This is a genomic window from Candidatus Accumulibacter cognatus (assembly GCF_000584975.1).
In the GTDB taxonomy this organism is placed as follows: Bacteria; Pseudomonadota; Gammaproteobacteria; order Burkholderiales; family Rhodocyclaceae; genus Accumulibacter; species Accumulibacter cognatus.
In genome coordinates this window covers 44168-66834 of the sequence record NZ_JDST02000004.1, presented here as the reverse complement: position 1 = coordinate 66834, position 22667 = coordinate 44168, and the positions used below count along the sequence as shown (strand labels likewise).

At 61.9% G+C, this 22667-nt stretch carries 24 protein-coding genes and 1 riboswitch; of the genes, 10 read left to right on the top strand and 14 right to left on the bottom strand.

The genetic code is table 11. From position 1 onward, the window contains the following. Window positions 1-411: 411 nt before the first annotated feature. Complete coding sequence (locus AW06_RS19630; RefSeq protein WP_171047356.1) at window positions 412-558, top strand: hypothetical protein; 147 nt, start codon at window positions 412-414, stop codon at window positions 556-558. 125 nt (window positions 559-683) lie between these two features. Here AW06_RS19630 and AW06_RS01215 read toward each other — a convergent pair whose 3' ends face one another. The 14 genes from AW06_RS01215 to AW06_RS01150 all read right to left on the bottom strand — a co-directional run bounded on the left by AW06_RS01215 (window position 684) and on the right by AW06_RS01150 (window position 12475). Next, a complete protein-coding gene (locus AW06_RS01215; RefSeq protein ID WP_171047357.1) occupies window positions 684-1631 on the bottom strand; it encodes an adenylate/guanylate cyclase domain-containing protein in 948 nt (315 codons plus the stop codon). A 315-nt stretch (window positions 1632-1946) separates the two neighbouring features. Then, on the bottom strand, window positions 1947-2927 hold the full coding sequence (gene cobJ, locus AW06_RS01210) for a precorrin-3B C(17)-methyltransferase (RefSeq protein WP_034944309.1): 981 nt from the start codon (window positions 2925-2927) through the stop codon (window positions 1947-1949). After that, a complete protein-coding gene (locus AW06_RS01205; RefSeq protein WP_034944246.1) occupies window positions 2924-3319 on the bottom strand; it encodes a cobalamin biosynthesis protein in 396 nt (131 codons plus the stop codon). The genes cobJ and AW06_RS01205 overlap by 4 nt, the downstream gene beginning before the upstream one ends. A gap of 63 nt (window positions 3320-3382) precedes the next feature. After that, the gene (locus tag AW06_RS01200; protein ID WP_034944244.1) at window positions 3383-4126 is read right to left on the bottom strand and encodes a cobalamin biosynthesis central domain-containing protein; all 744 of its coding nucleotides are present in this window, start codon (window positions 4124-4126) and stop codon (window positions 3383-3385) included. Between the two features lie 3 nt (window positions 4127-4129). Continuing rightward, window positions 4130-4945, bottom strand: a complete 816-nt coding sequence (gene cobI, locus AW06_RS01195; RefSeq protein WP_034944240.1) for a precorrin-2 C(20)-methyltransferase — start codon at window positions 4943-4945, stop codon at window positions 4130-4132. A gap of 35 nt (window positions 4946-4980) precedes the next feature. Further along, window positions 4981-6273 (bottom strand): bifunctional cobalt-precorrin-7 (C(5))-methyltransferase/cobalt-precorrin-6B (C(15))-methyltransferase, encoded by a 1293-nt coding sequence (locus tag AW06_RS01190; protein WP_034944237.1) that lies wholly within the window; start codon window positions 6271-6273, stop codon window positions 4981-4983. Then, window positions 6260-7426, bottom strand: coding sequence for a cobalt-precorrin-5B (C(1))-methyltransferase (locus AW06_RS01185; RefSeq protein ID WP_034944234.1), 1167 nt, complete (start codon window positions 7424-7426; stop codon window positions 6260-6262). The genes AW06_RS01190 and AW06_RS01185 overlap by 14 nt, the downstream gene beginning before the upstream one ends. Beyond that, window positions 7423-8109, bottom strand: a complete 687-nt coding sequence (locus tag AW06_RS01180) for a precorrin-8X methylmutase (RefSeq protein WP_034944306.1) — start codon at window positions 8107-8109, stop codon at window positions 7423-7425. Before AW06_RS01180 ends, AW06_RS01185 begins: the two co-directional genes overlap by 4 nt. A gap of 25 nt (window positions 8110-8134) precedes the next feature. Next, a complete protein-coding gene (locus tag AW06_RS01175; RefSeq protein WP_034944231.1) occupies window positions 8135-9061 on the bottom strand; it encodes a sirohydrochlorin chelatase in 927 nt (308 codons plus the stop codon). Then, window positions 9054-9845, bottom strand: a complete 792-nt coding sequence (gene cobM, locus AW06_RS01170; RefSeq protein ID WP_034944228.1) for a precorrin-4 C(11)-methyltransferase — start codon at window positions 9843-9845, stop codon at window positions 9054-9056. Before cobM ends, AW06_RS01175 begins: the two co-directional genes overlap by 8 nt. Further along, window positions 9845-10726 (bottom strand): ABC transporter ATP-binding protein, encoded by an 882-nt coding sequence (locus AW06_RS01165; RefSeq protein ID WP_034944224.1) that lies wholly within the window; start codon window positions 10724-10726, stop codon window positions 9845-9847. The genes cobM and AW06_RS01165 overlap by 1 nt, the downstream gene beginning before the upstream one ends. Next, window positions 10723-11463 carry a cobalt ECF transporter T component CbiQ gene (gene cbiQ / locus AW06_RS01160; protein WP_034944221.1) on the bottom strand — a complete coding sequence of 247 codons (741 nt, stop codon included), beginning with the start codon at window positions 11461-11463 and terminating at the stop codon, window positions 10723-10725. Before cbiQ ends, AW06_RS01165 begins: the two co-directional genes overlap by 4 nt. Beyond that, window positions 11457-11801: an energy-coupling factor ABC transporter substrate-binding protein gene (locus tag AW06_RS01155; protein ID WP_034944218.1), complete on the bottom strand. Its 345-nt coding sequence runs from the start codon at window positions 11799-11801 to the stop codon at window positions 11457-11459. Before AW06_RS01155 ends, cbiQ begins: the two co-directional genes overlap by 7 nt. Further along, window positions 11798-12475 (bottom strand): energy-coupling factor ABC transporter permease, encoded by a 678-nt coding sequence (locus AW06_RS01150; RefSeq protein ID WP_034944216.1) that lies wholly within the window; start codon window positions 12473-12475, stop codon window positions 11798-11800. The genes AW06_RS01155 and AW06_RS01150 overlap by 4 nt, the downstream gene beginning before the upstream one ends. A gap of 127 nt (window positions 12476-12602) precedes the next feature. Further along, window positions 12603-12812, bottom strand: a riboswitch (cobalamin riboswitch). Between the two features lie 281 nt (window positions 12813-13093). Here AW06_RS01150 and rfbF point away from each other — a divergent pair. Genes rfbF through AW06_RS01110 form a run of 9 tightly spaced genes read left to right on the top strand, consistent with a single transcriptional unit; the run spans window position 13094 to window position 22665 of the window. After that, a complete protein-coding gene (rfbF, locus tag AW06_RS01145) occupies window positions 13094-13864 on the top strand; it encodes a glucose-1-phosphate cytidylyltransferase (RefSeq protein ID WP_034944213.1) in 771 nt (256 codons plus the stop codon). Beyond that, window positions 13849-14967, top strand: a complete 1119-nt coding sequence (rfbG, locus tag AW06_RS01140) for a CDP-glucose 4,6-dehydratase (RefSeq protein WP_273704275.1) — start codon at window positions 13849-13851, stop codon at window positions 14965-14967. The genes rfbF and rfbG overlap by 16 nt, the downstream gene beginning before the upstream one ends. Further along, window positions 14964-16277 carry a lipopolysaccharide biosynthesis protein RfbH gene (rfbH, locus tag AW06_RS01135; RefSeq protein ID WP_034944210.1) on the top strand — a complete coding sequence of 438 codons (1314 nt, stop codon included), beginning with the start codon at window positions 14964-14966 and terminating at the stop codon, window positions 16275-16277. The genes rfbG and rfbH overlap by 4 nt, the downstream gene beginning before the upstream one ends. Then, window positions 16277-17350 carry an NAD-dependent epimerase/dehydratase family protein gene (locus AW06_RS01130; RefSeq protein WP_273704274.1) on the top strand — a complete coding sequence of 358 codons (1074 nt, stop codon included), beginning with the start codon at window positions 16277-16279 and terminating at the stop codon, window positions 17348-17350. The genes rfbH and AW06_RS01130 overlap by 1 nt, the downstream gene beginning before the upstream one ends. Continuing rightward, a complete protein-coding gene (locus AW06_RS19625) occupies window positions 17347-17493 on the top strand; it encodes a hypothetical protein (protein WP_273704273.1) in 147 nt (48 codons plus the stop codon). The genes AW06_RS01130 and AW06_RS19625 overlap by 4 nt, the downstream gene beginning before the upstream one ends. Further along, entirely contained in the window at window positions 17475-18281 is an 807-nt protein-coding gene (locus tag AW06_RS01125; RefSeq protein ID WP_034944208.1) for an ABC transporter permease, read from the top strand. The genes AW06_RS19625 and AW06_RS01125 overlap by 19 nt, the downstream gene beginning before the upstream one ends. After that, complete coding sequence (locus AW06_RS01120) at window positions 18271-19572, top strand: ABC transporter ATP-binding protein (RefSeq protein ID WP_034944205.1); 1302 nt, start codon at window positions 18271-18273, stop codon at window positions 19570-19572. The genes AW06_RS01125 and AW06_RS01120 overlap by 11 nt, the downstream gene beginning before the upstream one ends. After that, the gene (locus tag AW06_RS01115; RefSeq protein ID WP_273704272.1) at window positions 19547-21763 is read left to right on the top strand and encodes a methyltransferase domain-containing protein; all 2217 of its coding nucleotides are present in this window, start codon (window positions 19547-19549) and stop codon (window positions 21761-21763) included. The genes AW06_RS01120 and AW06_RS01115 overlap by 26 nt, the downstream gene beginning before the upstream one ends. Continuing rightward, the gene (locus AW06_RS01110; RefSeq protein ID WP_034944203.1) at window positions 21760-22665 is read left to right on the top strand and encodes a glycosyltransferase family A protein; all 906 of its coding nucleotides are present in this window, start codon (window positions 21760-21762) and stop codon (window positions 22663-22665) included. The genes AW06_RS01115 and AW06_RS01110 overlap by 4 nt, the downstream gene beginning before the upstream one ends. Window positions 22666-22667 lie beyond the last annotated feature (2 nt).

Sequence of the window (22667 nt, the reverse complement as noted above, 5' to 3'; positions counted from 1 at the left end):
TTGTTACCTATTTCAGTATACAAGATTCAAATTGCGGCGGGAATGCTCCCCCGGCCAACGACTTAAGCAAAGAACATGCCATGTATGCGAACATACTCAACTTAAATAGCAAATACAACGACTTGGAGAAATCTTGTTTTCTCTGAAGTAAAGGGAAGCGGTCAGTCTCGACATGCATCTGTAAAATTTACCGACGCCAGAGCTGGCCCAAACACTCATGGCGAATTGCGGTATCACGCCATCCCGGATGATGAAAGAAAATGCGGGTGGGTGGACTGCTGCGGCCTTTTGACCGTGCACTCTTCAGGAGGCCATCCGGGGGACGAGTCGGTTCAGCGGGTCACGTTTAGGATCGGGGTGTCACCGCAGGTTATTGCTCGACTTCTCCCGTGTCCCCTGCACGGGCTGGACGTGCCCCAGGCGAAGATCACGGCCTGGGTGATTTCGGCAGAGGCGGCGGGCAAAACCAACGTCAAGTTGGCGGAGTTCGGCGGATTCCAGCGTGACCGCCAGGCTCTGGCGCAATGGTTGGCCCGCTTTGCCTTCGAATTCGTCTGATGGGCATCAGGCGCCAGAGATTCGCTGCCTTTAGCAAGGTGTTCTTTCACGGCAAGGAGATTCCGCCCCCTCCCTGCTCCATCTGCACCGAGCTCCCGGATGTGATCACCGGGCCAGGCCGTGCATCACGGCTGCACGCATTCGTAGCGGATCAGATCAGGGTCATTGGCAGTGACCGCCTTTCCAAGGCAGATAATGCCCCGATCATGCAGGGTAAACTCCTCGCGCTGCACGAAGAAACGCGAGCCATTGTTCAGCAGGACATAGGTACCGTTGGTGCTGCCGTCGACCAGGATGAACTTGCCCTGGCGAAATTCGATGTCGGCATGGGTGCGGGAAACCCGGTCCTGATCTACCACCAGATGGTTCCTGTCGCCGCGCCCGATGGTAAAAATGTGGGAGTCGGGCATCACCTCGTACGTCTTGTTGTGGTATTCGAGGATCAGGCGGGCGAACAACAGGCTGCGCACTTCATCCTGCTGCTCGATGCTGACGAGTTGCGTCAGGCTGGAGGGCTCCTGCCAGATCACTTCGACAATCTCCAACTCATCCAGCTTGCCCCGGACACGCGACCAACCGAGACTGCGTGTCATCAGTTCGAGGTTGTCCGGCAACTGGCGAACCGTCTCGCGAGTGGTGATGATCTGGTCGGCCTTGGCCAGGGCAACCATGCGAGCCGCCACATTGACCGCGTCCCCGAACAGATCGCTTTGCTCGACCAGGACGGGCCCGTGCTGCAGGCCGATCCTGACAGCAATGTCGAATTCCAGCAGGTAGGCGTCGTCCTTGATCGTGGAGTGCATCTCACAGGCAGCCTGCAACGCCCGTGCCGCATCCGCAAAGCGGCTCATGATCTCGTCGCCGATGGTTTTGACCACCTTCCCATCGAACTCGGCGGTTTTGGCCTTGAGCAACTCGAGCACCCGGCTTTCGATCTGCCGCGCCTGCAAATTGCCATATTTTTCGAACAAGCGGGTACTGCCGCAGATATCGGCAAACAACACGGTTGCCGATATCTGTTGGCGTACTGCCGTTCGGTCGCCCGCTGCGGATATCTGCTTGGGCACTTTCATGTTGATCTTCCGAGTTCCCGTAGGCCAGAGCGTCAGGTACCCATTTCCCCGAGCTCGTGAATGTTCCATCAACCGCCGCATCTTCGGGCGCGCAGCAGCTTCGTATCCTTGCTGAAGACAGTTCAAGCAGAATCTGCCGGTTCTGCAGTGAGCGCAGAAACCTCGATTCGCACGGATGATACTCCTGATCTGAGATTCCGGCGCATTCAGCGCCAATCGGCAGTAGACAAGTCAGTTTGCTCGACACGGCTCTCGCAGACTATTTCCGCTGGATCGCCTCGCGACCGGAAGTCGGCGAGCAACCGACGACCTTGCTCAGTTCTCGACGCCGGCGGCTTCTCCCTCAGCCTGTCTCCCGGCCGCCAGCACCGCGGCAATATAGTCTTCCGGCAGGCGATACTCGACAGCCAGTTCGGCAGCGCTCTTGTCGCTCGCCTGGATGCTCGCCATCCAGCCTTCGAGGCCGGTGGACAGCGAGCGACCGGCCTGTTCGCCGTCACGAGTGATGCTTTCCCCGGCTTCGACGGCGTACTTGTTGGCGTAGCCACGCGGCGTCACCATCAGACCGTGCTGGATGAAGGTCTTGGAATTGCCGATCAGCACCGTCGACAGCATGCCGATGTCGCACTCGTTCATACGCTCGAGCGTTGTCAGTTCGATGCTCTGCTTCGGGCGGTAGCCGGATTTGACAATGGCCACCGGCGTCTGCGGGTGACGGTGGCGAAGGAAAAGACGCTGGGCCTCGACGATCTGCCGGGTGCGGCGGCCGCTCTTGGGGTTGTAGAGCGCGACGACGAAATCTGCATAGGCGACGGCATCGAGCCGGCGGGCGATGGTCGGCCACGGCGTCAGCAGGTCGGAAAGCGATATGGCGCAGAAATCGTGGGTTAACGGTGCGCCGACCAGTGCCGCACAGGTATTCAGCGCCGAAGCGCCAGGAACGATTTCCACCTCGATGCCCGAATCCGGAGTCCAGCCAGCCTGGAACAACACCTCGAAAGTCGGCCCGGCCATCCCGTAAATGCCGGCGTCGCCCGAGGAAATCAGCGCCACCTTCCTGCCCTGGCGGGCACGCTCCAGCGCCTCGATGGCACGGTCGAGCTCCTCGGTCATCGACTTCCTGATGATCTCCTTGCCCTTGACCAGATCGGCTACGAGACGGAGGTAGGTGGCGTAACCGATGACCGTATCGGCTTCGGCAATCGCTGCGCGCGCGCGCGCGGTCAGGTGCTCGCTGCTGCCTGGGCCGAGGCCGACGAGCATGATCTTGCCGGTTTTTTCAAGGGGAGCATTCATTGGGAGATCCTGGCAATGGAGACGGTGACATGGCGGCCATCAGGACCGCGCAGCTTGTGTTTTTCGATCAGCAGCAAGGACGGCCCGGCATTCGCCGCCAGCAGGGCCGCCGCTTCGGAGACCGATGGCGTGCCGGTATGGCGGCGAACGGTTTCCGAGGGATGCGGCACCGCGACTTCGGCAAGTGCCGCTGCCGGATAAAACGAACAGCACCAGCCATTTTCCTCAACCACCTGCAGCAGGCCGGGTTCGTCGGCCTTGAGGTCGATGCTGGCGACCGCACGCACGTCGGCCAGCGTCGCGGCGCAAGCCGCCAGCGCCTCTGCAATACCTTGTGCGATCGTCGCCGTCGGCGTGCCACGGTCGCAACCGATGCCGAGGGCGACCTTCATGCCGCGGACCTTGGCAAAGATCCCATGCCATGTTGGATGACCGAAGACAAGCCTGACTCCTCTTCAGGTGCCCGATCCGGGGCGATAGACGATCCGCCTGCCGGCCAGCCGGGCTGCCAGTTCAGCCGGCATCGCGCGCGTCGCAATCCACAGTACGGCAGCAAAGTGGTCGGCATCGACATCCTCCAGTTTCTCGAACAGCGTCAGATTCGCCGGCAGGGGGCCCGGCCGGCCATTGGCGTGGTTTGCCCACCAATCCCTGCGGCCTGCTTCCTGAACCAGTGCGACGGCTTCATCATTGACCACCGCGGCGCTGCAGCGAACCAGTTCGGCATGCGTCGCTTCGAACACCCAGCCGAGTTCGCGGCCCAAGAGGTCAACGGCCAGCGTCTGACGAGCGTCGGAAGCGGTGGTCAATACTGGTGTCGCGCCGAGCGCGCCGGCCAGATGCCCGGCCAGTGCATTGGCACCGCCGAGGTGACCGGAAAGCACCGGGATGACAAACTGCGCGGCTTCGTCGACGACGATCACCGCCGGATCGCTTTCCTTGCTGCCTAGGTGCGGCGCAATCAGGCGGACGACGGCGCCGAGTGAGACGATGGCAACGATCGCGTCAACCGCGGCGAACCAGGCCGGCATCTGATCGCCGACCCTGCCGGTGTAGCACTGGGCGGCGTCTGGCGCCGCGGCCTCGGCTTCAGAGCGGAATTTCTCCGGCGCGAACAGGCGGGCGCCGGGTAGTGCGGCGACGATCCTGCCGGCGAGCGCGACCCCGTGGCGGGTAATGGCCAGGACGGCGACCTGCATCGCTCAGGGCCTGCTGGCCGGATCGACCGCAGCGAGCGCTGCTGCGCTGGCTCCCCTGCGCTGGCGGCAGCCACGGCGCAGTTCGCCGCGCAGCCGTTTCGGGTTCTGCACCAGCATCAGCGACAGGTAATTGACCTTTTCGCCCTTGAGGCTGGCGACATCGCGAACGATACGTTCATCCGGCGAACCGACCTTCTCGATGAACATCGAGCTCGTGAGCAGTTCGCGCCGCGCCAACAGTTCGATGATTTCATCAATCAGCGGTTTCACCTTCAACAGCGCCAGCGTGTCGAATTCGTCGAGCAGGTGGTCGATGAGTTCAACCCCATAGGCGGCAGGGATGATTGCAAAGGTCTCGTCTTCCTCGGCGAGAACGGTATCAGCGGCGGCGGCGGCGGCGGCGAACGAGGACACGCCGGGGATGGTCTCGACCTCGATAACCGGGACCAGTTCGCGAACGACGCGGGCGAGGTGGCCAAAGGTGGCGAAGGTCGAGGCATCACCCTCGACCAGAAAAACCAGGTCGCGCCCTTCGCCAAGCAGCGCGACGGTGCGTTCGGCAGCGAAAACCCAGGCGCGGCCGAGAATCTCGGGGTCTCGGGTCATCGGGAAAAGCAACTGTTCGGCATCGGCCGGCACCGTCAGACCGCCGCGCTCGACGATCGACAGCGCATACGACGATTCCTCGGCTTTCTTGACCGGGTACAGCCAACGGGCGCCGGATTGCAGCACTGCCCAGGCCCTGCGGGTAATCAGTTCGGGGTCACCAGGACCGAGCGAGGCGCCGATCAGCCTGCCGTAGCGTGTAGGTTCAGACATTCAGAATCCTTTCATGTGAAAGTCGCGTCAGCGACTCAAGAACAGTCCTCGCCTCGCCTGGCGGTCACCACCCAGATCGGGTTCTGCGCCGCCAGCCGGTGCATGTCGAGAATCGGCTGACTGCGGCTGGCCTGCAGTTGCACGAGTTCCCAGACGGCATTGCATTCGCTGAGCGCCGCCGTCGCGGTAGCGAGATTCTCCAGCGTGACGAAGTTCATCACCAACCGGCCACCTGCTTTCAGACGGGCCAGCACCTGCTCGATCAGAACGACGAGTTCGCCGCCCGAGCCGCCGATGAAGACGGCGTCCGGATCGGGCCAGGTGTCGAGCCCGAGCGGTGCCCGGCCTTCGACCAAAGTGTAATTGCCGATCCGCCAATGCGCCGCATTGGCGCGCGCGTTGGCGGCGTCGGCGGCATTCTTTTCAATCGCCCAGACATGACCGAAGGGCGCCAGTCTCGCCGCTTCGAGGCCGACCGAACCGGCACCGGCGCCGATGTCCCAGACCACCGCCGCGGGTTGGATGCGCAACTTGGCGAGCGAAAGCGCACGCGCTTCCTGCTTGGTGATCAGACCTTTCTCCGGCGATCGCTGCCGGTATTCGAGGTCTTCGCGACCGAAAGCCGGTCCGCCGGGGCCGGCAGGCCGTTCGACGAGCACGATGTTCGGTTCGGGAAAGGCCATGGCTGCGACTTCGTCTGCGGCAAGATCTGCAAACAGTCGTTCGTCGGGCATCTGCAGGCGGCAGGCGATCGAGATCCTCGCCTCGTCGCCATAGCCGGCGGTGATCAGCGCCCGCGCCAGTCGCGCTGGGTTGTTCTCGGGACTGGTGAACAGCGCGACTCGCGGGTGCATGGCAATCGCCCGCATCAGCGGATACAGACCGTGCGTAGGCGTCGCGCCGACAAACCATTCGCCGGTATCAGCGCGGTGGCACGAGGCGATCCGGATGTCCTGCCAGGGTGTCTTGAAGCGGGCAAAGGCCAGTTGCAGTGTCGACACGTTCGGCAGGATGTCCACGTCGTCACGCCCAAGTCGGCTGGTCAGCCAGGAAGCGATGCCGTGACAGAGCGGGTCGCCGGTGGCCAGCACGACGACGCGTTGGCCCGCTGCACGGGCACTCAGAACCCAGTCGGGAAGTTCGCCGAGCGCACCGTCCATGTCCCTGGTCATCGCCGTGGCCGACAGCCAGGGACGCACCAGTGCCAGCGTGCGGCCGGCGCCGATCACCAGCTCGGCCACGGCCAGTCGCTGGCGCGCCGAATCGGACAAGCCGGCCCAGCCGTCATCGAGGATCCCGATCAGGGCGCAGGATTCAGGCCAGCTCATCTTCTTCCAGACGACAAATGAAGCGTCCTTCGAAATCGCAGACCAGAATGCTGAGCTGATAAGGACCGGGGTAACAACTTTTCAGGCTGCGGATGGCCTTGCCGGCCAGCAAACGGTGGAAGGCAAGACTCAGGCCCAGGTTGGCGAGACGTTCAGCAGCAAAGCGGGCCGTTTCGGCGGCACGGATCGCCTCGACCAGATCGGGTGGTGCACCAACTTCCTGTGCCGATGCAGCGAGAATGTCACGGTCGATCTCGGCCTTCCAGGCATGGGTGACGCTGAGTCCCTGGCACATCTTGGTCAGCTTGCCGACCATCGCGCCCAGATAGACACGTGCCAGGCGGTGTTTGACTGCCGACTGGAAAGCCGCCTTGACGAAATCGCCCATCTGGACGAAGCACGCTTCGTCGAGTTCCGGCAACTGGCGCATGGCGAATTTTTCGGTGCGCCCGCCGGTGGTGAAGACGACCCTGGTCTGACCCTGCTTCGCCGCGACATCGACTGCCTGGACGACGCTGGCGCGGAAAGCGGCCGTCGAATAGGGACGGACAATGCCGGTGGTGCCGAGAATCGAAATGCCGCCGACAATGCCAAGGCGAGCATTCAGCGTCTTTTTCGCCATCTCCTCGCCGCCGGGAACGGAAATGGTGATTTCCAGGCCGTCGTGAAGCAGCAGTTCGCCGGCTACCGCCATCACGTTGTCACGGATGTTGCGGCGCGGAACCGGGTTGATGGCCGGGCCACCCACCGCAAGACCGAGGCCGTCTTTAGTGACGACGCCGACCCCGCCCCCCCCCTGGAGAATGACCTCGCCGGCCCGTTGCGGCAGCCTCCGGACAGCGGCCGTCAAGTGTGCGCCATGCGTCGCATCCGGGTCGTCACCGGCGTCCTTGACGATCACCGCATGTGCAACCCGCTCGCTACCCTCCCCCTCGAGGCGACCTTCACTGACCGCAAAGCGGTGCTCCTGGCCATTCGGGAGGCGGCAGAGAACGCTGTCCGGCAGCACACCGGTGAGCAGGCCGAGCGTCGCCGCACGAGCGGCGGCCGCGGCGCAGGCGCCGGTGGTGAAACCGCTGCGGTTACCGCGCGCGCGCCGGCCATCACCCTTGCGGACTCTGGCCGGCGCAGGCGCCTGTCCGGAGTCGCTCAAGCGGCGTTCTTCTGCACCGCTTCGGCGAGGCCGAGCAGCGCGTGTATGGCGGCGACGACCAGCGTCGAACCGCCCTTGCGGCCCTTGATCGCCACCCACGGAATATCGGTCAAGGTCATCAGAAGCGCCTTCGATTCGGCAGCCGAGACAAAACCGACCGGCATGCCGATCACCAGCGCAGGTTGGGCTCCTTCTTCGCGGATCAGGCGGATCACTTCGATCAGTGCCGTCGGAGCATTGCCGATGCCGACAATGGCGCCGTCGAGCCTGCCGAGCCGCTGCGCCTTGCGCATCGCCTGGACGGCGCGGGTCGTGGCCTCGGCCCTGGCCAGTTCGATGACCTCCGGATCGGAAATGTAATGCTGGGTACTCATCCCGAAATGCCTGAGGCGTGGTGCAGAGAGGCCGACACAGATCATTTCGACATCCGCCACGATCGGCGTTCCGCCCTTCTGGACAGCCGCCAGACCGGCTCGCATCGCATCGGGGTGGAAGGCGGTCAGGCCATTGAATTCAAAGTCGGCGCTGGCGTGAATCATGCGGCGCACCAGCGGCCACTGTTCGTCGGTGTAGTCGTGCTGCCCGACCTCGGCGTCGATGATGGCAAAGGAATCGTGCTCGATGGCGCGGCCGGCGGCAGTAAGCTGTTCGGTAATCGTGTTGGCGGCAGTTGGGGTGGCCATGGTCATGTCCAGAGTCTCCGAAGTGTCAGTCGTGTTGATGGGCACAACCAGGATTGTGTGCAGGGAGGTGTCCGTGATCGTGAACCGGAGCCTGGCCGCAGCCTGGACCGGCCAGGGCAGTATGACTGTGCTCGTGCAGATGCTCGGCCTCGGCCAGTTCGCGATACTTGCAACCATCGCATTCGAGCATGCCGCCAGCGGGGAGCTCGCCGCCGACCTTGTCGTCAAGCAGGTCGAAAATGCCCTTGTCGAAACCGAAGTAACTGCCCAGGCCGAAAGCGACCTGCGGATATTGGCGCTGCAGGCGTTCGACCTGCACCTTGATGCGCTCGATCAGCACGCCGCTGAACAGGTATACCGGAATGATGCAGATCTGCATCATTCCCAGCCTGACCTGGCGCTGTACCACCGTCTCAAGGCGAGGCCAGGTGACACCGGTAAAGGCGAGATCGACCAGTTCATGCTCGTTGGCCTCGAAAATCCAGCGTGCCATCCTGGCCAGCTCGCCATTGGCGCCGATGTCGGACGAGCCGCGACCGAGCAGGATGACGCCGGTGGTCATCGGATCGGGCACGGCCAGTTGCTTCATCAACCGGCCGAGCTGACTCTGCAACACGGCAAAGATCTCGCGGCCCATGCCGATATGCCGGGTGACGGCAAATTCGACCTGGGGATGCCGCTCGCGCGCGCGCTTCAGTGCCGCCGGCAATTCCATTTTGACGTGGCCAGCGGCGTTGAGAATGAAGGGAATGACCATCACTTTGCTCACGCCACGCGCAGCCCGGTCGAGACCTTCATCCAGCAGTACTTCGGCGTGCTCGATGAAGCAGACCTCGATCCGCCAATCGGGGTGACGTTCGCGCCACTGGGCCGCGAAATGCAGGGTTTCCTTGTTACCGTCGCGGTTGCGCGAGCCATGGCCGACAAGGAGAAAGGTGATTGCGTTAGTCATGAGTCGTCTCGGTTGCCTTGCGGAAGCGGTGCGAAAAAGCAGGGTCGTACAGTTTCGAGCGCACCAGGTCGGGCCAATCGGCAGCGCCCAGTGTCGGGCTGGCGACGATCATCGCCTGACTGCCAACCTTCGCGGCCTGGCATTTCTGCTTGATATCGGCAAGCGTACCGCGAATGATCTTTTCCTGGCCCGGCCAGCTCGCCTTGTGCACGACCAGCATCGGCGCATCCTCGGCCCAGCCGGCAGCACGCAAGGCTTCCTGCACCTTGTGCAGCAGAGTGATCGACAAGTAAATGCAGAGCGTCGCCTTATGCGCGGCCAGGGATTCGAGATCCTCTCCCGGCGGCATGGGTGTCCGCCCGGCGACGCGGGTCAGGATCACTGTTTGCGTGACTTCCGGCAGGGTCAGCGTTTCGCCTGCGGCGGCCATCGCGGCCATCGCCGAGGAGACGCCGGGAACGACTTCCCAGGCGATACCGGCGGCCGTCAGCGGTTGGGTCATTTCGATCAATGCGCCATAGAGGCCAGGATCACCGGTCTGCAGGCGAACGACGACGGCATGTCGATCGGCTCGCTCGATCAGCCAGGTTGTCATCTCTGCCAGAGTCATGTCCTTCGAGTCGCGAATCTCGCAATCCGCGGGCGAGAATCGCGTCGCCGCCTGGTCGACCAGCGACCCGGCAAACAGCACGGCACCGGCCTTCTCGAGCAGACGCCTGCCCTTGACGGTAATCAACTCGGGGTCGCCAGGGCCGGCACCGACAAACCAGACTTTTCCGGGCATCAGATCATCCTCTCGAAATGGGGCATGCCGTTTCCTTGGTGGGTTCCCAGCAGGGCAAGCAGGTCACTGATCTTGCGCGGCCCGGCATCGCTCGGGAGAACACCGAGTTTGGTCAGACGGCACTGCAGTTCAATGACTCCGGGCAAGGGCAATCCTGCCCCCGACAAGGTGTCGCCAGCCGTCGCCAGATTCGCTGCCGGCAGCGATGCGCTACAGCGACCGGCAACCATCAGGTGAATCTGGTCCGCCCAGGCGTAGGCAAAATCGATATCATGCGTCGCCAGCAGCAGGGTAATGCCCCGCGCCTGCAAGTTCTCAAGCACGGCCAGCAGATCTTCCTGCATGGCGTGATCGAGGCCGGCCATCGGTTCGTCGAGGATCAACAGTTCGGGCTCCATGGCCAGCACCCCGGCGATGCAGACCCGCTTCTTCTGACCAAAACTGAGGTTGTGTACGGGTTTGTCGGCAAACGCTGTCATGCCTACGGCCTGCAGCGCTGCGCTGACCCGTTGGCGTGCCGTCGCGATGTCCAGACCGAGGTTGAGTGGACCAAAGGAAACGTCTTCGAGGACGTTCGCCGAAAACAATTGCCGATCCGGATTCTGGAAAACCATGCCGACCTTGCTGCGCAGTTGGCGCAAGCCACTGCGACGGTAATCCACCGCTTCCCCGGCGTAGTAAACGACGCCGGATTGTGGTCGCAGCAAGCCGTTGCACTGCTGGAACAAAGTGGTCTTGCCGGAACCGTTGGCGCCGATCAGGGCGTTGCGGCTGCCCCGCCGGATGGCGATCGAACAGTCGTTCAGTCCGCGGCTGCCATCGGGGTAACGGAAGCAGACCTGCGCCAGTTCGAGCAGGAGGTCGTCTGCCGAGCGCGTCATGACATCGCCACCGCCAGTGCCAGCAGCGTACTGCCGGCGATCATTGCGATGGTCAGGTCGCGACCGGCATGGGCAAAGACCGGCGCAAGAAAATACAAGGGGCCCTCGTTGTTGCGCGCCTGCGCCGCGACATGCAGGTCGTTCGCCCGTTGCCACACCTGCAGCGTCAGATTGGCGGTCAAACCGGCCAGCGAGCGCAGTGCCAGGCGTGGGGTTGCGTAGCCCAGGCGCGCCGTCTGGGCGATCCAGATGTCCTGCACCGCCGCGGAGAAGACGAACAGCATCCGGTAACAGAGGACCATGATTTCGAGCAGGATCTCGGGGGTCTTCAGTCGGCGCAACAGGCTGATCAGATCGGGAAGCGGCGTGGTCAACGTGAGAAAGAGCAGCGCCGCCAGGGCTGCAAACGAACGGGAGAAAACGTTCGCCAATGGGTTCAGGCCGTTCGGGAGCAGTTGCAGCGTGAGGCCATGTTCATTGACGCCCAGCGAGCACGCCAGCGACAGGCTGCCGAGAAGCAGAAAGGCCAGAGCTGGCGAAGCGACGCGAAGGTAAGACGCTGGCGCGACACCGGCTCCCAGCAGCGTCACGGCGGCGAGAATCGCCGCCACGCCGGCAGCGACCATCGGTGAACCGGCGGCAAAAGCCGCGATCAGACCCGCGAGCGCAAAACTTCCCTTCGCCGCCGGTGAAACCCGCCGCCAGCGGTTGGCGTAGGCCGACCGCTCGATCAACACCGTTTCGCCGCCCCATTGGCTTCTTCCGCTTCCCGGCGCAATTTCTCGCGGGTCACCGAGACACCCAGGTAGTAACCGATAAACCCGGCACCCAGCGCCGCCTGCAAGGCGAACAACAGGGAGCTGATTTCACCGCTGGCCGGCTCCATCAGTGGCTGGAACCAGGGTTTGAAATCAGGATCGATGGCGCCGATGAGGTCCCTGGCCTGGTTGTCGGCGCCGGCAAAGATCTCGACGGGATGATCGGCATTCGCCGCCGGTTTCTGCACCAGCCACAGCGGCAGCGCAGACAGCAGGACCACGGCGAGCAGCAGCAACAGGTTTTGCCGGCGTTTCATACCCGTACCTCGTCGTTCCTGACGAGCTGCAGGTCCTGCAGTTCCCTGGCATTGAAGCGCATCAGGGCATTGAAGATCAGCACCGTCAGCAGCCCTTCGCTGATCGCCAGCGGGATCTGGGTGATCGCAAAGATGCTGGCGAATTTGGCAAAGGAAGCGACAACACCCCCCGTCGGATCAGGGAAGGCCCAGGCCAGTTGTAGCGAGGTGGTGACGTAAGTCAGCAGGTCGGCGAGGCTGGCGGCGAGAAAAACACTGGTGGCAAAAGAGAGTTTGATGCCACGCGCCACACGAAAAACCGCGGCTGCGGCGAACGGTCCGACAATGGCCATTGCAAAGAGGTTGGCACCCAGCGTCGTCAGCCCGCCGTGCGCCAGCAGGAGCGCCTGAAAGAGCAGGACCACCATGCCGATCGGCGCCATGGCTGTCGGGCCGAAGAGCAGGGCACCGAGCCCGGTGCCGGTAGGGTGCGAGCAACTGCCAGTCACCGAAGGCAATTTGAGCGCTGAAAGAACGAAGGTAAACGCGGCGGCAACACCCAGCAACATCCGCTGTTCCGGATGTTCGCGGATACGTTTCTTGACAACCCACAAGCCATAGGCCACGAAGGGGGCCGAAGCGACCGTCCACCCCAGGGCGTGTTCGACCGGCAGAAAACCTTCCATGATGTGCATGCTTCTCTCCCACAGCGAGCAGTGGCCAACCGTGCCAGGCGGGGGATCGGCACCTGCGGGCAGAAAGAAAAGCCGAGAAAAGCTGCGGTCGGCAAATCCACATGGCCCTCCCTTTACCCCGGGGAACGGCACTACGTTTGCTTTGGGCCGGTCTTCTGGCTTGCCGTCAATCTTCTCCAGCACCTTCCCATGCGTCAAGCACAGTGGCGTATTGCGGAGTCGTCAGGCTTACAGCAGCGGGGGCTGCGCCGGAATATCTGAAGATTCAGAGGCACCGGCTTCCCGTTTCACCCGCCCCACGAGCGTGGGGCAAGGTACCCAAACGGGGCTGATTATACGACAGAGCCGATCGGGGTGCCTGAAAAAGACGGGGCCATTAATGTGAAAGTCGCGTATGCGACTCACGAATCTCCCCTCCCCCCTCGCGAGGAAGGGGTCGGGGGAGAGGGAAACGGTCATGACTTTCATGATCGGGGGGTGCCTGGAACAGTCATGACCGTTAGTCCCCCGCTGGCACACTCCGGTAGATCGCGATATTCTTCGCTCCATGCTACACACACCCTACCCGCACGAACGCAACCGCACCGGCCCGACCGATCCGGCATTACTCATCCGCGGATGAAGGCAGTGATCCTTGCCGGCGGAGCGGGCACCCGGCTGGCGGAAGAAACCATCGTACGGCCAAAACCGATGGTTGAAATCGGCGGCAAGCCGATTCTTTGGCACATCATGAAGATCTATGCCAGTCACGGGATCAACGACTTCGTGATCTGCCTGGGTTACCGCGGCTATGTCATCAAGGAGTACTTCGCGAATTACTTTCTGCACATGTCGGATGTCACCTTCGACATGGCGACCAACCGGATGGAAGTCCACCAGCGATACGCCGAGCCCTGGCGGGTCACTCTGATCGACACCGGCGATGCCACGCAGACGGGTGGGCGCCTGCGACGCGTGCGCGCGCATGTCGAAAACGAAGAACTCTTCTGCTTCACCTACGGCGATGGCGTGGGCAACATCAACATCAGCGGGGCAATCGATTTCCATCGCCGGCAGGGAGTCCGCGCGACCGTCACTGCAGTGACCCCGCCCGGTCGTTTTGGCGCACTCGAGATTGCTGGCGATCGCGTTCTTGCCTTCCGTGAAAAACCGGTGGGGGATGGCGGATGGATCAACGGCGGATTCTTCGTTCTCCACCCCAGTGTGCTCGACCTGATCGATAGCGACTCGTGCCTGTGGGAAGCCGGGCCGGTCGAGCACCTGTCGCAGACCGGCCAGCTCGCCGTGTGGCGACATGATGGCTTCTGGCAGGGAATGGATACGCTGCGGGACAGGAATCATCTCGAAGAACTCTGGGCCTCGGGGATTGCTCCGTGGAAGAACTGGTGATCCAGCCTGCTTTCTGGAAAGACCGGCGCGTCCTGCTGACCGGCCATACCGGCTTCAAGGGGAGCTGGCTTGCCATGTGGCTGCAATCCATGGGTGCCAGAGTGATCGGTTATGCGCTGCCGCCGGGCACGCAACCCAACCTGTTCGAACTCGCGGGCCTGGCCAGGCAGATGGTGTCCATTTTCGCCGACATCAGGGATCCCGAACGGCTGCGCCGTGCCTTCACCGACTACCAGCCGGAAGTCGTCTTCCATCTCGCCGCACAAGCCCTGGTCCTCCGCTCCTATGCTGACCCGGTTGAAACCTACTCCAGCAATGTCATGGGCACGGTCAACCTGCTCGAAGCCGTTCGCCAGGCGCCAGGAGTGCGGGCGGTCGTCGTCGTCACCAGCGACAAGTGTTACGACAACCGCGAAGGCGAGGCCCATCGCGAAAGCGACCCGCTCGGCGGATGCGATCCGTACAGCAGCAGCAAGGGCTGCGTCGAACTCGTCACCGCCGCGTATCGCGCTTCCTTTTTCAGGCCGGCCGACCCTGCCGGACACGGCGCCGCCGTGGCGACGGCGCGCGCAGGCAATGCCATCGGCGGTGGCGACTGGTCGCCGGGCCGATTGATCCCGGACGCCATCCGCGCTTTTGTGGACCAGCGTCCGTTACCTGTGCGTCATCCCCAGGCGATCCGCCCATGGCAACATGTCCTTGAACCGCTGGCTGGTTATCTGCTGCTGGCCGAGCAACTATGCAAAAAGGGAGCGCCCTTCACCGAGGCCTGGAACTTCGGTCCGTCAGATCAACACCGCGTCGAACAAGTCATCGACAAGCTGGCCGGCCTCTGGGGGGAGGAAGCGCCCTGGTTCAGCGACCAGGCCTCTCATCCACAGGAAGCACACTGCCTCCGGCTCGACGCCTCGAAAGCGATCTCGGCGCTAGGCTGGCAGCCGCGCTGGTCGCTCGATACGACCCTGCGGATGACCGTTGACTGGTACCGCGCACACTTGAGCGGCGCAGACATCGACGCCATTTCCAGACAACAAATCGACCGCTATTGCCGGGAATGTTGCCGGGAATATTCCCGAGACTCAGGAAACCCGTTCGTGACATGAGCACTGACGAATTACGACGGCAGATCCTCGAACTCGTCGAGCGCCATGCCTCTGAGGCGCAGTCGGCGCCGGCCTTTCGCCCCGGCATCGGCGCGATCCCGGCCGCTGGCAAGGTGATTGGTGGCAGCGAGATCCGTCACCTGGTCGATGCCGCACTGGACGGCTGGCTGACCACCGGGCGCTTCAATGACGAATTCGAACGCCTGATCGCACAACGTATCGGCGTGCAGCAGGCGCTCAGCACCAACTCGGGGTCCTCGGCCAATCTGCTGGCACTCTCGGCCCTCACTTCGCCGCTGCTGGGTGAACGCGCGCTGCAGCCGGGCGACGAGGTCATCACCGCGGCAGCGGGTTTTCCCACCACCATCAACCCCATCCTGCAAAACGGTCTCGCGCCGGTATTCGTCGATTCCGAACTGCCAGGCTACAATCCGACACCGCAGGCCATTGCCGCCGCCATCGGTCCGCGCACCCGAGCCATCATCCTGGCCCATGCACTGGGCAATCCGTTCGAGGCTGCCGCCCTGCGCGAGATCGCCGACCGGCATGGCATGTGGCTGATCGAGGATTGCTGCGACGCCTTCGGCTCACTTCTGCATGGCCGCAGTGTCGGCACCTTTGGCCATATCGGCACGCTGAGCTTCTACCCCGCCCATCACATCACCACCGGCGAGGGCGGCGCAGTCTTCACCGACCTGCCGCTGCTGGCACGGGCACTTGCATCCTTCCGTGACTGGGGCCGCGACTGCTACTGCGCGCCGGGCAAGGACGACACCTGCGGCAAGCGCTTCGACTGGCAGCTCGGCGACCTGCCGCGTGGTTACGACCACAAGTACACTTACGCGCATGCCGGCTACAATCTGAAAATGACCGACATGCAGGCGGCGCTGGGGGTGGCGCAACTGGCCCGCCTCGACGAATTCATCGCCGTGCGCCAGCGCAATTTCGCTCACCTGAAGGCACGCCTGAAGACCTGCGAGGAATTTCTGATCCTGCCCGAAGCGACGCCCGGCAGCGACCCTTCCTGGTTCGGCTTCCTGCTGACCCTGCGCGAGAACGTGCCGTGCGACCGGGTCGACCTGTTGCGCTACCTGGACCAGCACAGAATCGGCACGCGCCTGCTGTTCGCAGGAAACGTCACGCGGCAGCCTTACATGCAAGGGCGCCGATTTCGCATCAGCGGCGATCTGGCGACCGCCAACGCCATCACCGAACGCAGCTTCTGGATTGGCGTCCATCCCGGGCTGAGCACGGAAATGCTCGACTACGCCGCAGACAAGATCGGCGCATTCCTGGGAGTCGGATTCTGATGACGCCACTGCCTCCCATCTCCCGTGACGACAGGGAACATATCGTCCGCCACACGACGGAGGTCTGGCGCGACCTGGCCGGCGCGAATTTCTTCATCACCGGCGGCACCGGGTTCTACGGCAAATGGCTGCTCGAAAGCATTGCCGCAGGCAACGATCTGCTCGGCGCCCAGGCCCGGGCCACGATCCTGAGCCGCGATCCGGCCCGCTTTGCCAGGGAAGTGCCGCACCTCGCGGCACGCCGGGAGTTTTCCTGGCAAGTCGGCGACGCAGCGGATTTCACCTTTCCGGACGAAGATTTCGACTACGTCTTCCACTTCGCCACAGCCTCGGCGGCAGAGCTTGGCTCTGATGGCACGGCGATCATCATGCAGACCCTGCGCGGCACCGAGCGGGTGCTGCAGTTCGCTCGCACCAAGGGCATCAAGCGCCTGCTGTTCGCCAGTTCGGGGGCCATCTATGGTCCTCAGCCGGCGGATCTGAGCCATATTCCGGAGGACTACCGAGGCTGTCCTGATCCCACCGATTCCGCCTCTGCCTATGGTGAAATGAAGCGCATCTCCGAAACCCTGTGCGTATCGTCCGGCGTCGACTGCGTCATTACCCGCGGCTTTTCCTTCCTTGGCCCCTACCTGCCGCTGACCGACAAGTTCGCCGCGGGCAGCTTCATTCGCGACGCACTGGCGGGAGGACCGATCAGGATATACGGGGACGGAACGCCGGTGCGCAGCTATCTTTATGCCGCCGACCTGGCGATCTGGTTGCTGGCGATTCTCGTCCGGGGTAGATCCGGCATCGCATACAACCTCGGCAGCGACCAATCGATTGAGCTGAGTCGACTTGCGATCCTGATTGCAGAAAGGGCACTGGCAGCCTGCACCTTCGAACGCCAAAAAAATCATGGCAAGGCCATGGATCGCTACGTCCCGGACGTGTCTCGTGCCAGACACGAATTTCGCCTGACGATAGACATCGGCCTGGAATCAGCGATCGAGCGCAGTCTTGCCTACGCGTGTTCCCTCGGTTCAGGCGAACCCCGTGGCAACGCCACCACGATGAGGCCGCCCACATGAACTGGCTGAACCCGTTGCCGACGATCCTGCAACACCGCTACCTGCTCGGTCAACTGATTCCGCGCGAAGTCCTGGCAAGATATCGGGGGTCCGTGCTCGAGCCTTATCGACACAGCATTCCGGCATGCAAACACCGAACCTGATTTCCTCTCTCGTCGCCAATCGGTACCTGATCTACCAGCTTGTCCGGCGCGAAGTCGTGCTCAAGTATCGGGGGTCAGTGCTGGGTCTCGGTTGGTCGTTTCTTTATCCACTACTCTTGCTTGCCGCATTTACGCTGGTCTTTGGCGGCGTCTTTGGCGGCCGCTGGGCCGAAGGGCAGCAGGGCAAAAGCGGCATCGAAATGGCTCTATTCATTTATTGCGGCCTGGCAGTCTTTACGCCATTCGCCGAAGTCATCACCAATGCGTCGCGCCTCCTGCTGTCAAATCAAAACTTCGTCAAAAAGATCATTTTCCCGACCGAGATACTGCCTGTCGTCTTACTTCTTGCCGCCAGCATTCATGGACTGGCACATCTTGCATTGCTTGTGCTTGGCGCGGTCGTGGCGGGCCACGCTCACCCGACCGCACTTCTGCTCCCCATCGTTCTTCTACCGGTGTGGTTGTTCACCCTCGGCCTGGCCTGGTTCATTACGGCCGCGGGCGCCTATCTGCGCGACCTTTCACATGGAATTCCGGTGCTGGCGCAGCTATTGATGTTCGTCCTGCCGGTTTTCTATCCTGGCAACGCGGCACCTGGCGCGCTGAAGACATTGAACGCCTACAACCCTCTTGCACTGGCCATGGAGGACATGCGCGGCATTCTGCTAACGGAACTGCATCCCGACTGGAGCACGTGGCTCGCCACCCTGGCAACAGGAGCAGCCAGTGCCCTGCTTGGATACGTATTTTTCATGCACTGCCGGGAGGAATTTGCCGATGTCCTCTGATACGGCGATCTCGGTGCGAAATGTCAGCAAGACCTATCGAACCTACGAGCACCCGTTACACGCACTGGCCTCGCGCCTGAGCGGAGGACGAGTCGGCCGCTTCAGGGAGTTCCATGCGCTCAGTGATGTCAGCATCGACATTGCGAAAGGTGAATCCATAGGGATTCTTGGCAGAAACGGTTCCGGCAAGAGCACTTTGCTTCAGGTCATCTGCGGAATTCGTCAGGCCACCCACGGCACAGTCAACGTGACAGGACGTATTTCCGCCCTGCTAGAACTCGGTTCAGGATTTCACCCGGACATGACCGGGCGGGAGAATGTGTTGCTCCAGGGCGCAATCATGGGATTCACACAGGATGAAATGGAGGCCCGTTTCGACGATATCGCGGCATTCGCGGATATCGGTGAATACCTTGACCAGCCGATGAACACTTTCTCGAGCGGGATGATGCTTCGACTGGCATTTGCCACAGCAGTCCAGGTCTCTCCGGACATCCTGATCGTCGACGAAGCATTGGTCGTAGGTGATGCGCTGTTCCAGAAGCGTTGTCACGCAAAAATCCGCCGCATGCGCGATTCCGGGCTGACCCTTGTACTGGTTTCCCACGATTATGAAATGGTCCGAAACATGACTAACAGAGCCTTGCTTCTTGATCATGGCCTAGTCCAGGCATTGGGCAGCACGCGGGACGTCACCCGCCACTATCGAAAGATGCTCTTCGAAGAAGAAGCACGGCTCTGGGCCGGCACCGATGCAGGCACCTTGCCTGCCTCCCGGCCGGAACCTTATGAGCCTGCCTCATCCTATGGCATTGGCGGTGCCACGATTACCGGAGTACGAATACTCGGCAGCAACCAGCAGCCGTGCGGCGTCTTCGCTGCCGGCGAGCTGATATCCATCGAAATCGCCACACGGATCGACGCTCAACTCGATCATTTGAACATCGGAGTGGTAATCAGAACCCTGGAGGGTCTGAAGGTATATTCTTGGGGCAGTTTCAATCAGGACATCGCGATCTGGGCTGGCATCAAGCCGGGCGAGGTGCTATGGGACAGGGCGTTCGAGGCGGGCGACGAAGTGATAATGAAGCTGGTCCTCGAAGGAAATCTGGGTGTAGGAAAATATGAAGTGCAGGCCGTTGTTTCCCGTGAGTTGCAGAAGCAGTATGGCGCCCAGCAAATCCTCCACTGGCGGGACGAAGCTGGCTTCTTTCGTGTCGACATGAATCCTGCTTCATACGTTTTCGGCGGAGTGACCGACTTGCATGGCACAGCAACCTTTGTCGCTTGATTACGCGGCATTGTTCGACGCCTATTGGCAAAGCCAGGGGTGCCCGGACAGACAAGCTCAGCGGGAGGTGATTCCGCTCGCGCGTGCAATCGTTGCCTTGTGCTCATCGGCAGCGGTACTTGATGTTGGCTGCGGCACGGGCGCCTTATTGCAGGAACTGCTGAACCAAGGGATCGACGCGCGCGGGATCGACGTCTCTTCCCTGGCAGTTGCACATGGCAATCTCTCTATCCCCGGCCGTATTTCTTGTGCCTCCGTTCTGTCAATTCCATTTGCGGACCAAAGCTTTGGCACCGTTGTAAGCATCGCTTGCCTGGAACACCTGGCGCCCTGCGATGTGCCCTTGGCTCTGGCTGAAATCTACCGCGTCTGCCGCCATCACACGCTGCTGCGGGTGAATACAGTTCCAGACCAGGAGCGGCGTTGGCATCGGACCATCCAGAATCGGGCATGGTGGGAACTAATTGCCTTTCAGGCAGGCTTTCGCAAGCATCCGGGCTACTACCGCATCAATCCCTTTGAAGCTCTGGAGCACGATGGGCAGACCATCACGATCCTGCTGGAGAAGATCGTGCCGGGCGCTCTGGCTCGATTCCCGCTGGCGGCTTTGAGCGCCGAGCGCGACCTGCACATGGATATGTTGCGCGAAACCGGCCGACGCTCGGATGCACATGTACACCGCTATGCATTTGCAGCCGAATTTGTTCGGATAGGAGATGTGATTGTCGATGCAGCCTGCGGCCTGGGCTACGGATCCCATCTACTGGCCAGCCTGACACCAGCCGGACGAATCATTGGCGCCGACCTATCCAAATACGCAGTCGACTACGCCAGTGAGAACTTCAGCAAGGACACGTCGCGCGTCGAATTCCATCTCTCCGATGCCTGCCGACTTTCCTTTCTCGAAGACGCATCAGTCGATATCTTCGTCAGCTTTGAAACCCTCGAGCATGTGCCCGACCCTGACGCGTTGCTTGCCGAAGCGGCACGAGTGCTAAAGCCGGGCGGGCGCCTGCTTGTCAGCGTGCCCAACAACTGGGCTGACAAAACCGGCAAGGATCCAAGCCCCTGGCATCTCCATGTCTACGATTGGCCTCGGCTGCATGCGCAATTGCAGCAGCACTTCCTCGTCGAGCAAGGCTGCGGCGAAACCGCAGGGGGCGGCATGCGACTGCCCACGCATCCGCGTGACTTCTTCGTCTTTTCCGGCCAGGAAGTTCCTCCCCGCGACAGCGAGTGGCTGCTGGCGGTTGCCATGCGCGATCCACTCGCAGGAGAAGGTGTTCCCTACCGGGACACCATGTATCCAGATGCGGAAGCGCCAGCCAATCTGATCGAGTTCGCCCGCGACTACGTCAACCCGCATCTGGTGCACGCGCTCGTTTCCTTGCCTTGGCGAATCAGGGACAGGGCGCTGCTGGCAGATCTGGCGCGGCGCGTCCATGACCACTATGCGATCACGACCCCTGATCACGCGGCCGCGGTCTGCGTCCTGGCCTACCAAGAACTGGACAACCATGCCTTGACAGCCGAGCGCGCCCGGGCAGTCATTGGCGGAATCGAGCAAATCTGCAGTTCGGACGCTGCTACTCCGCATTATCGCCGCTGGCAAATCTCAAACGCGTACGCCGCCGCGCTGCTCGCGCGCAGGATCGGAGCGCTCGACGACGCCACACGCTGGTTCCAGCGCTGCGCAGACTATGACTACCTTTATTTTTCCCACACTTTGGCGACAAAGACCGTGAGTGCGGCCTATAGCGCTGGAATGCTGCTGCTGGCCCAGGGTCACACCAACGCGGCACAACGGTATTTCGAGCGCGGCGTCGAAGCCTTCTTCGCGATGTTTTCCGGCGGCAGAACCGCGTGGATGGGTAGTAAGCACTGTCCCTTTGACTTCCCGTACTTTGAACTGACGGAAGTAGGCGCTGCCACGACCAACTGCGTTGATGCTCTCCGCGCACTTGCGCATCCGTCTGACATCCCGACCCTGCAGCGGCTACCGGTGGAAAATCTTCAGTCTGTGGTAAAAGAACAGGCGAGGATCTGGGCAGAACAACAGCAATACATCCAGCACCTTGAACAGCATTTCAGCATCAGGAGGCTGGCCTATCAGGTCAAGAATGCGCTGTATCGCGTCTGGACAAGAGTGGTTATGCGCAACAACTGTTCCCCATCGAGACCAAAGCAATGAAATCCTCTTCCACCACGCCTGCAGTAGCCGTCATCACCAGAACCAGGAACCGTCCCCTGATGTTGGCAAGAGCGCTCGACTCGGTGTCAGGTCAGACATTCCGTGATGTCTCCTGGATTATCGTGAATGATGGTGGAGAACCCGCTGCGGTGGAGTCGATCGCCGAACAGGGCCGGCAGCGAGGATTGCCCACCGCCGTTCACCACCATCCACAAAGTCTCGGCATGGAAGCCGCCAGCAATGTCGGAATTCGGGCCTCCGACAGCGAGTTCATCGTGATCCATGACGATGACGACAGTTGGGAACCAGCTTTTCTCGATGCCAGCGTCAGCTTTCTTCGCGAGTTCCCACGCTATGCGGGCGTAGTGACCCAGTCCACCAAGGTCGAGGAAGAAGTGTTGCCGGAAATCATCAGGATTCTGGCGCGCAGCCCTTTCAATCCCGACCTGCTGAGCATCTATCTGCACGAGATGGCCCAGGAGAATACTTTCCCGCCGATCTCGTTCCTGTATCGCCGATCAGTCATTAACACCGTTGGCCTCTATGCCGAGGACCTGCCTGTCCTTGGAGACTGGGATTTCAATCTGCGCTTCCTGGAAAATTATGATATTGGTGTAATCCCTAAGGCTCTGGCCAACTATCACCATCGGCGCAGCCTTACGGATGCCCAAAGCCACTACGGCAACAGCCTGTATGCCGGGCAGAATCGCCATATCGAATACGACGCGATCGTGCGCAATCGACTGCTGCGCCGCGACTTGGCTCTGGGCAAGCAGGGTTTGGGCTGGCTAGTCGCTACAGGGCGTCAACATCTTACGCTGCGCCGCCTCGACAATACGGTGCAGCGGCTGGTGCGTCTGGGATCCCGATTCGGCCTTGACCGTCTGCTTCGGCGATTCTGATT

Bases quoted from the DNA above. Each gene is read 5' to 3' on its own strand.
- AW06_RS01215 (WP_171047357.1), bottom strand. From the start codon at position 1,631: ATGAAAGTGCCCAAGCAGATATCCGCAGCGGGCGACCGAACGGCAGTA.
- cobJ (WP_034944309.1), bottom strand. From the start codon at position 2,927: ATGAATGCTCCCCTTGAAAAAACCGGCAAGATCATGCTCGTCGGCCTC.
- AW06_RS01205 (WP_034944246.1), bottom strand. From the start codon at position 3,319: ATGAAGGTCGCCCTCGGCATCGGTTGCGACCGTGGCACGCCGACGGCG.
- AW06_RS01200 (WP_034944244.1), bottom strand. From the start codon at position 4,126: ATGCAGGTCGCCGTCCTGGCCATTACCCGCCACGGGGTCGCGCTCGCC.
- cobI (WP_034944240.1), bottom strand. From the start codon at position 4,945: ATGTCTGAACCTACACGCTACGGCAGGCTGATCGGCGCCTCGCTCGGT.
- AW06_RS01190 (WP_034944237.1), bottom strand. From the start codon at position 6,273: ATGAGCTGGCCTGAATCCTGCGCCCTGATCGGGATCCTCGATGACGGC.
- AW06_RS01180 (WP_034944306.1), bottom strand. From the start codon at position 8,109: ATGGCCACCCCAACTGCCGCCAACACGATTACCGAACAGCTTACTGCC.
- AW06_RS01175 (WP_034944231.1), bottom strand. From the start codon at position 9,061: ATGACTAACGCAATCACCTTTCTCCTTGTCGGCCATGGCTCGCGCAAC.
- cobM (WP_034944228.1), bottom strand. From the start codon at position 9,845: ATGCCCGGAAAAGTCTGGTTTGTCGGTGCCGGCCCTGGCGACCCCGAG.
- AW06_RS01165 (WP_034944224.1), bottom strand. From the start codon at position 10,726: ATGACGCGCTCGGCAGACGACCTCCTGCTCGAACTGGCGCAGGTCTGC.
- AW06_RS01155 (WP_034944218.1), bottom strand. From the start codon at position 11,801: ATGAAACGCCGGCAAAACCTGTTGCTGCTGCTCGCCGTGGTCCTGCTG.
- AW06_RS01150 (WP_034944216.1), bottom strand. From the start codon at position 12,475: ATGCACATCATGGAAGGTTTTCTGCCGGTCGAACACGCCCTGGGGTGG.
- rfbF (WP_034944213.1), top strand. From the start codon at position 13,094: ATGAAGGCAGTGATCCTTGCCGGCGGAGCGGGCACCCGGCTGGCGGAA.
- rfbH (WP_034944210.1), top strand. From the start codon at position 14,964: ATGAGCACTGACGAATTACGACGGCAGATCCTCGAACTCGTCGAGCGC.
- AW06_RS01130 (WP_273704274.1), top strand. From the start codon at position 16,277: ATGACGCCACTGCCTCCCATCTCCCGTGACGACAGGGAACATATCGTC.
- AW06_RS19625 (WP_273704273.1), top strand. From the start codon at position 17,347: ATGAACTGGCTGAACCCGTTGCCGACGATCCTGCAACACCGCTACCTG.
- AW06_RS01125 (WP_034944208.1), top strand. From the start codon at position 17,475: ATGCAAACACCGAACCTGATTTCCTCTCTCGTCGCCAATCGGTACCTG.
- AW06_RS01120 (WP_034944205.1), top strand. From the start codon at position 18,271: ATGTCCTCTGATACGGCGATCTCGGTGCGAAATGTCAGCAAGACCTAT.
- AW06_RS01115 (WP_273704272.1), top strand. From the start codon at position 19,547: ATGGCACAGCAACCTTTGTCGCTTGATTACGCGGCATTGTTCGACGCC.
- AW06_RS01110 (WP_034944203.1), top strand. From the start codon at position 21,760: ATGAAATCCTCTTCCACCACGCCTGCAGTAGCCGTCATCACCAGAACC.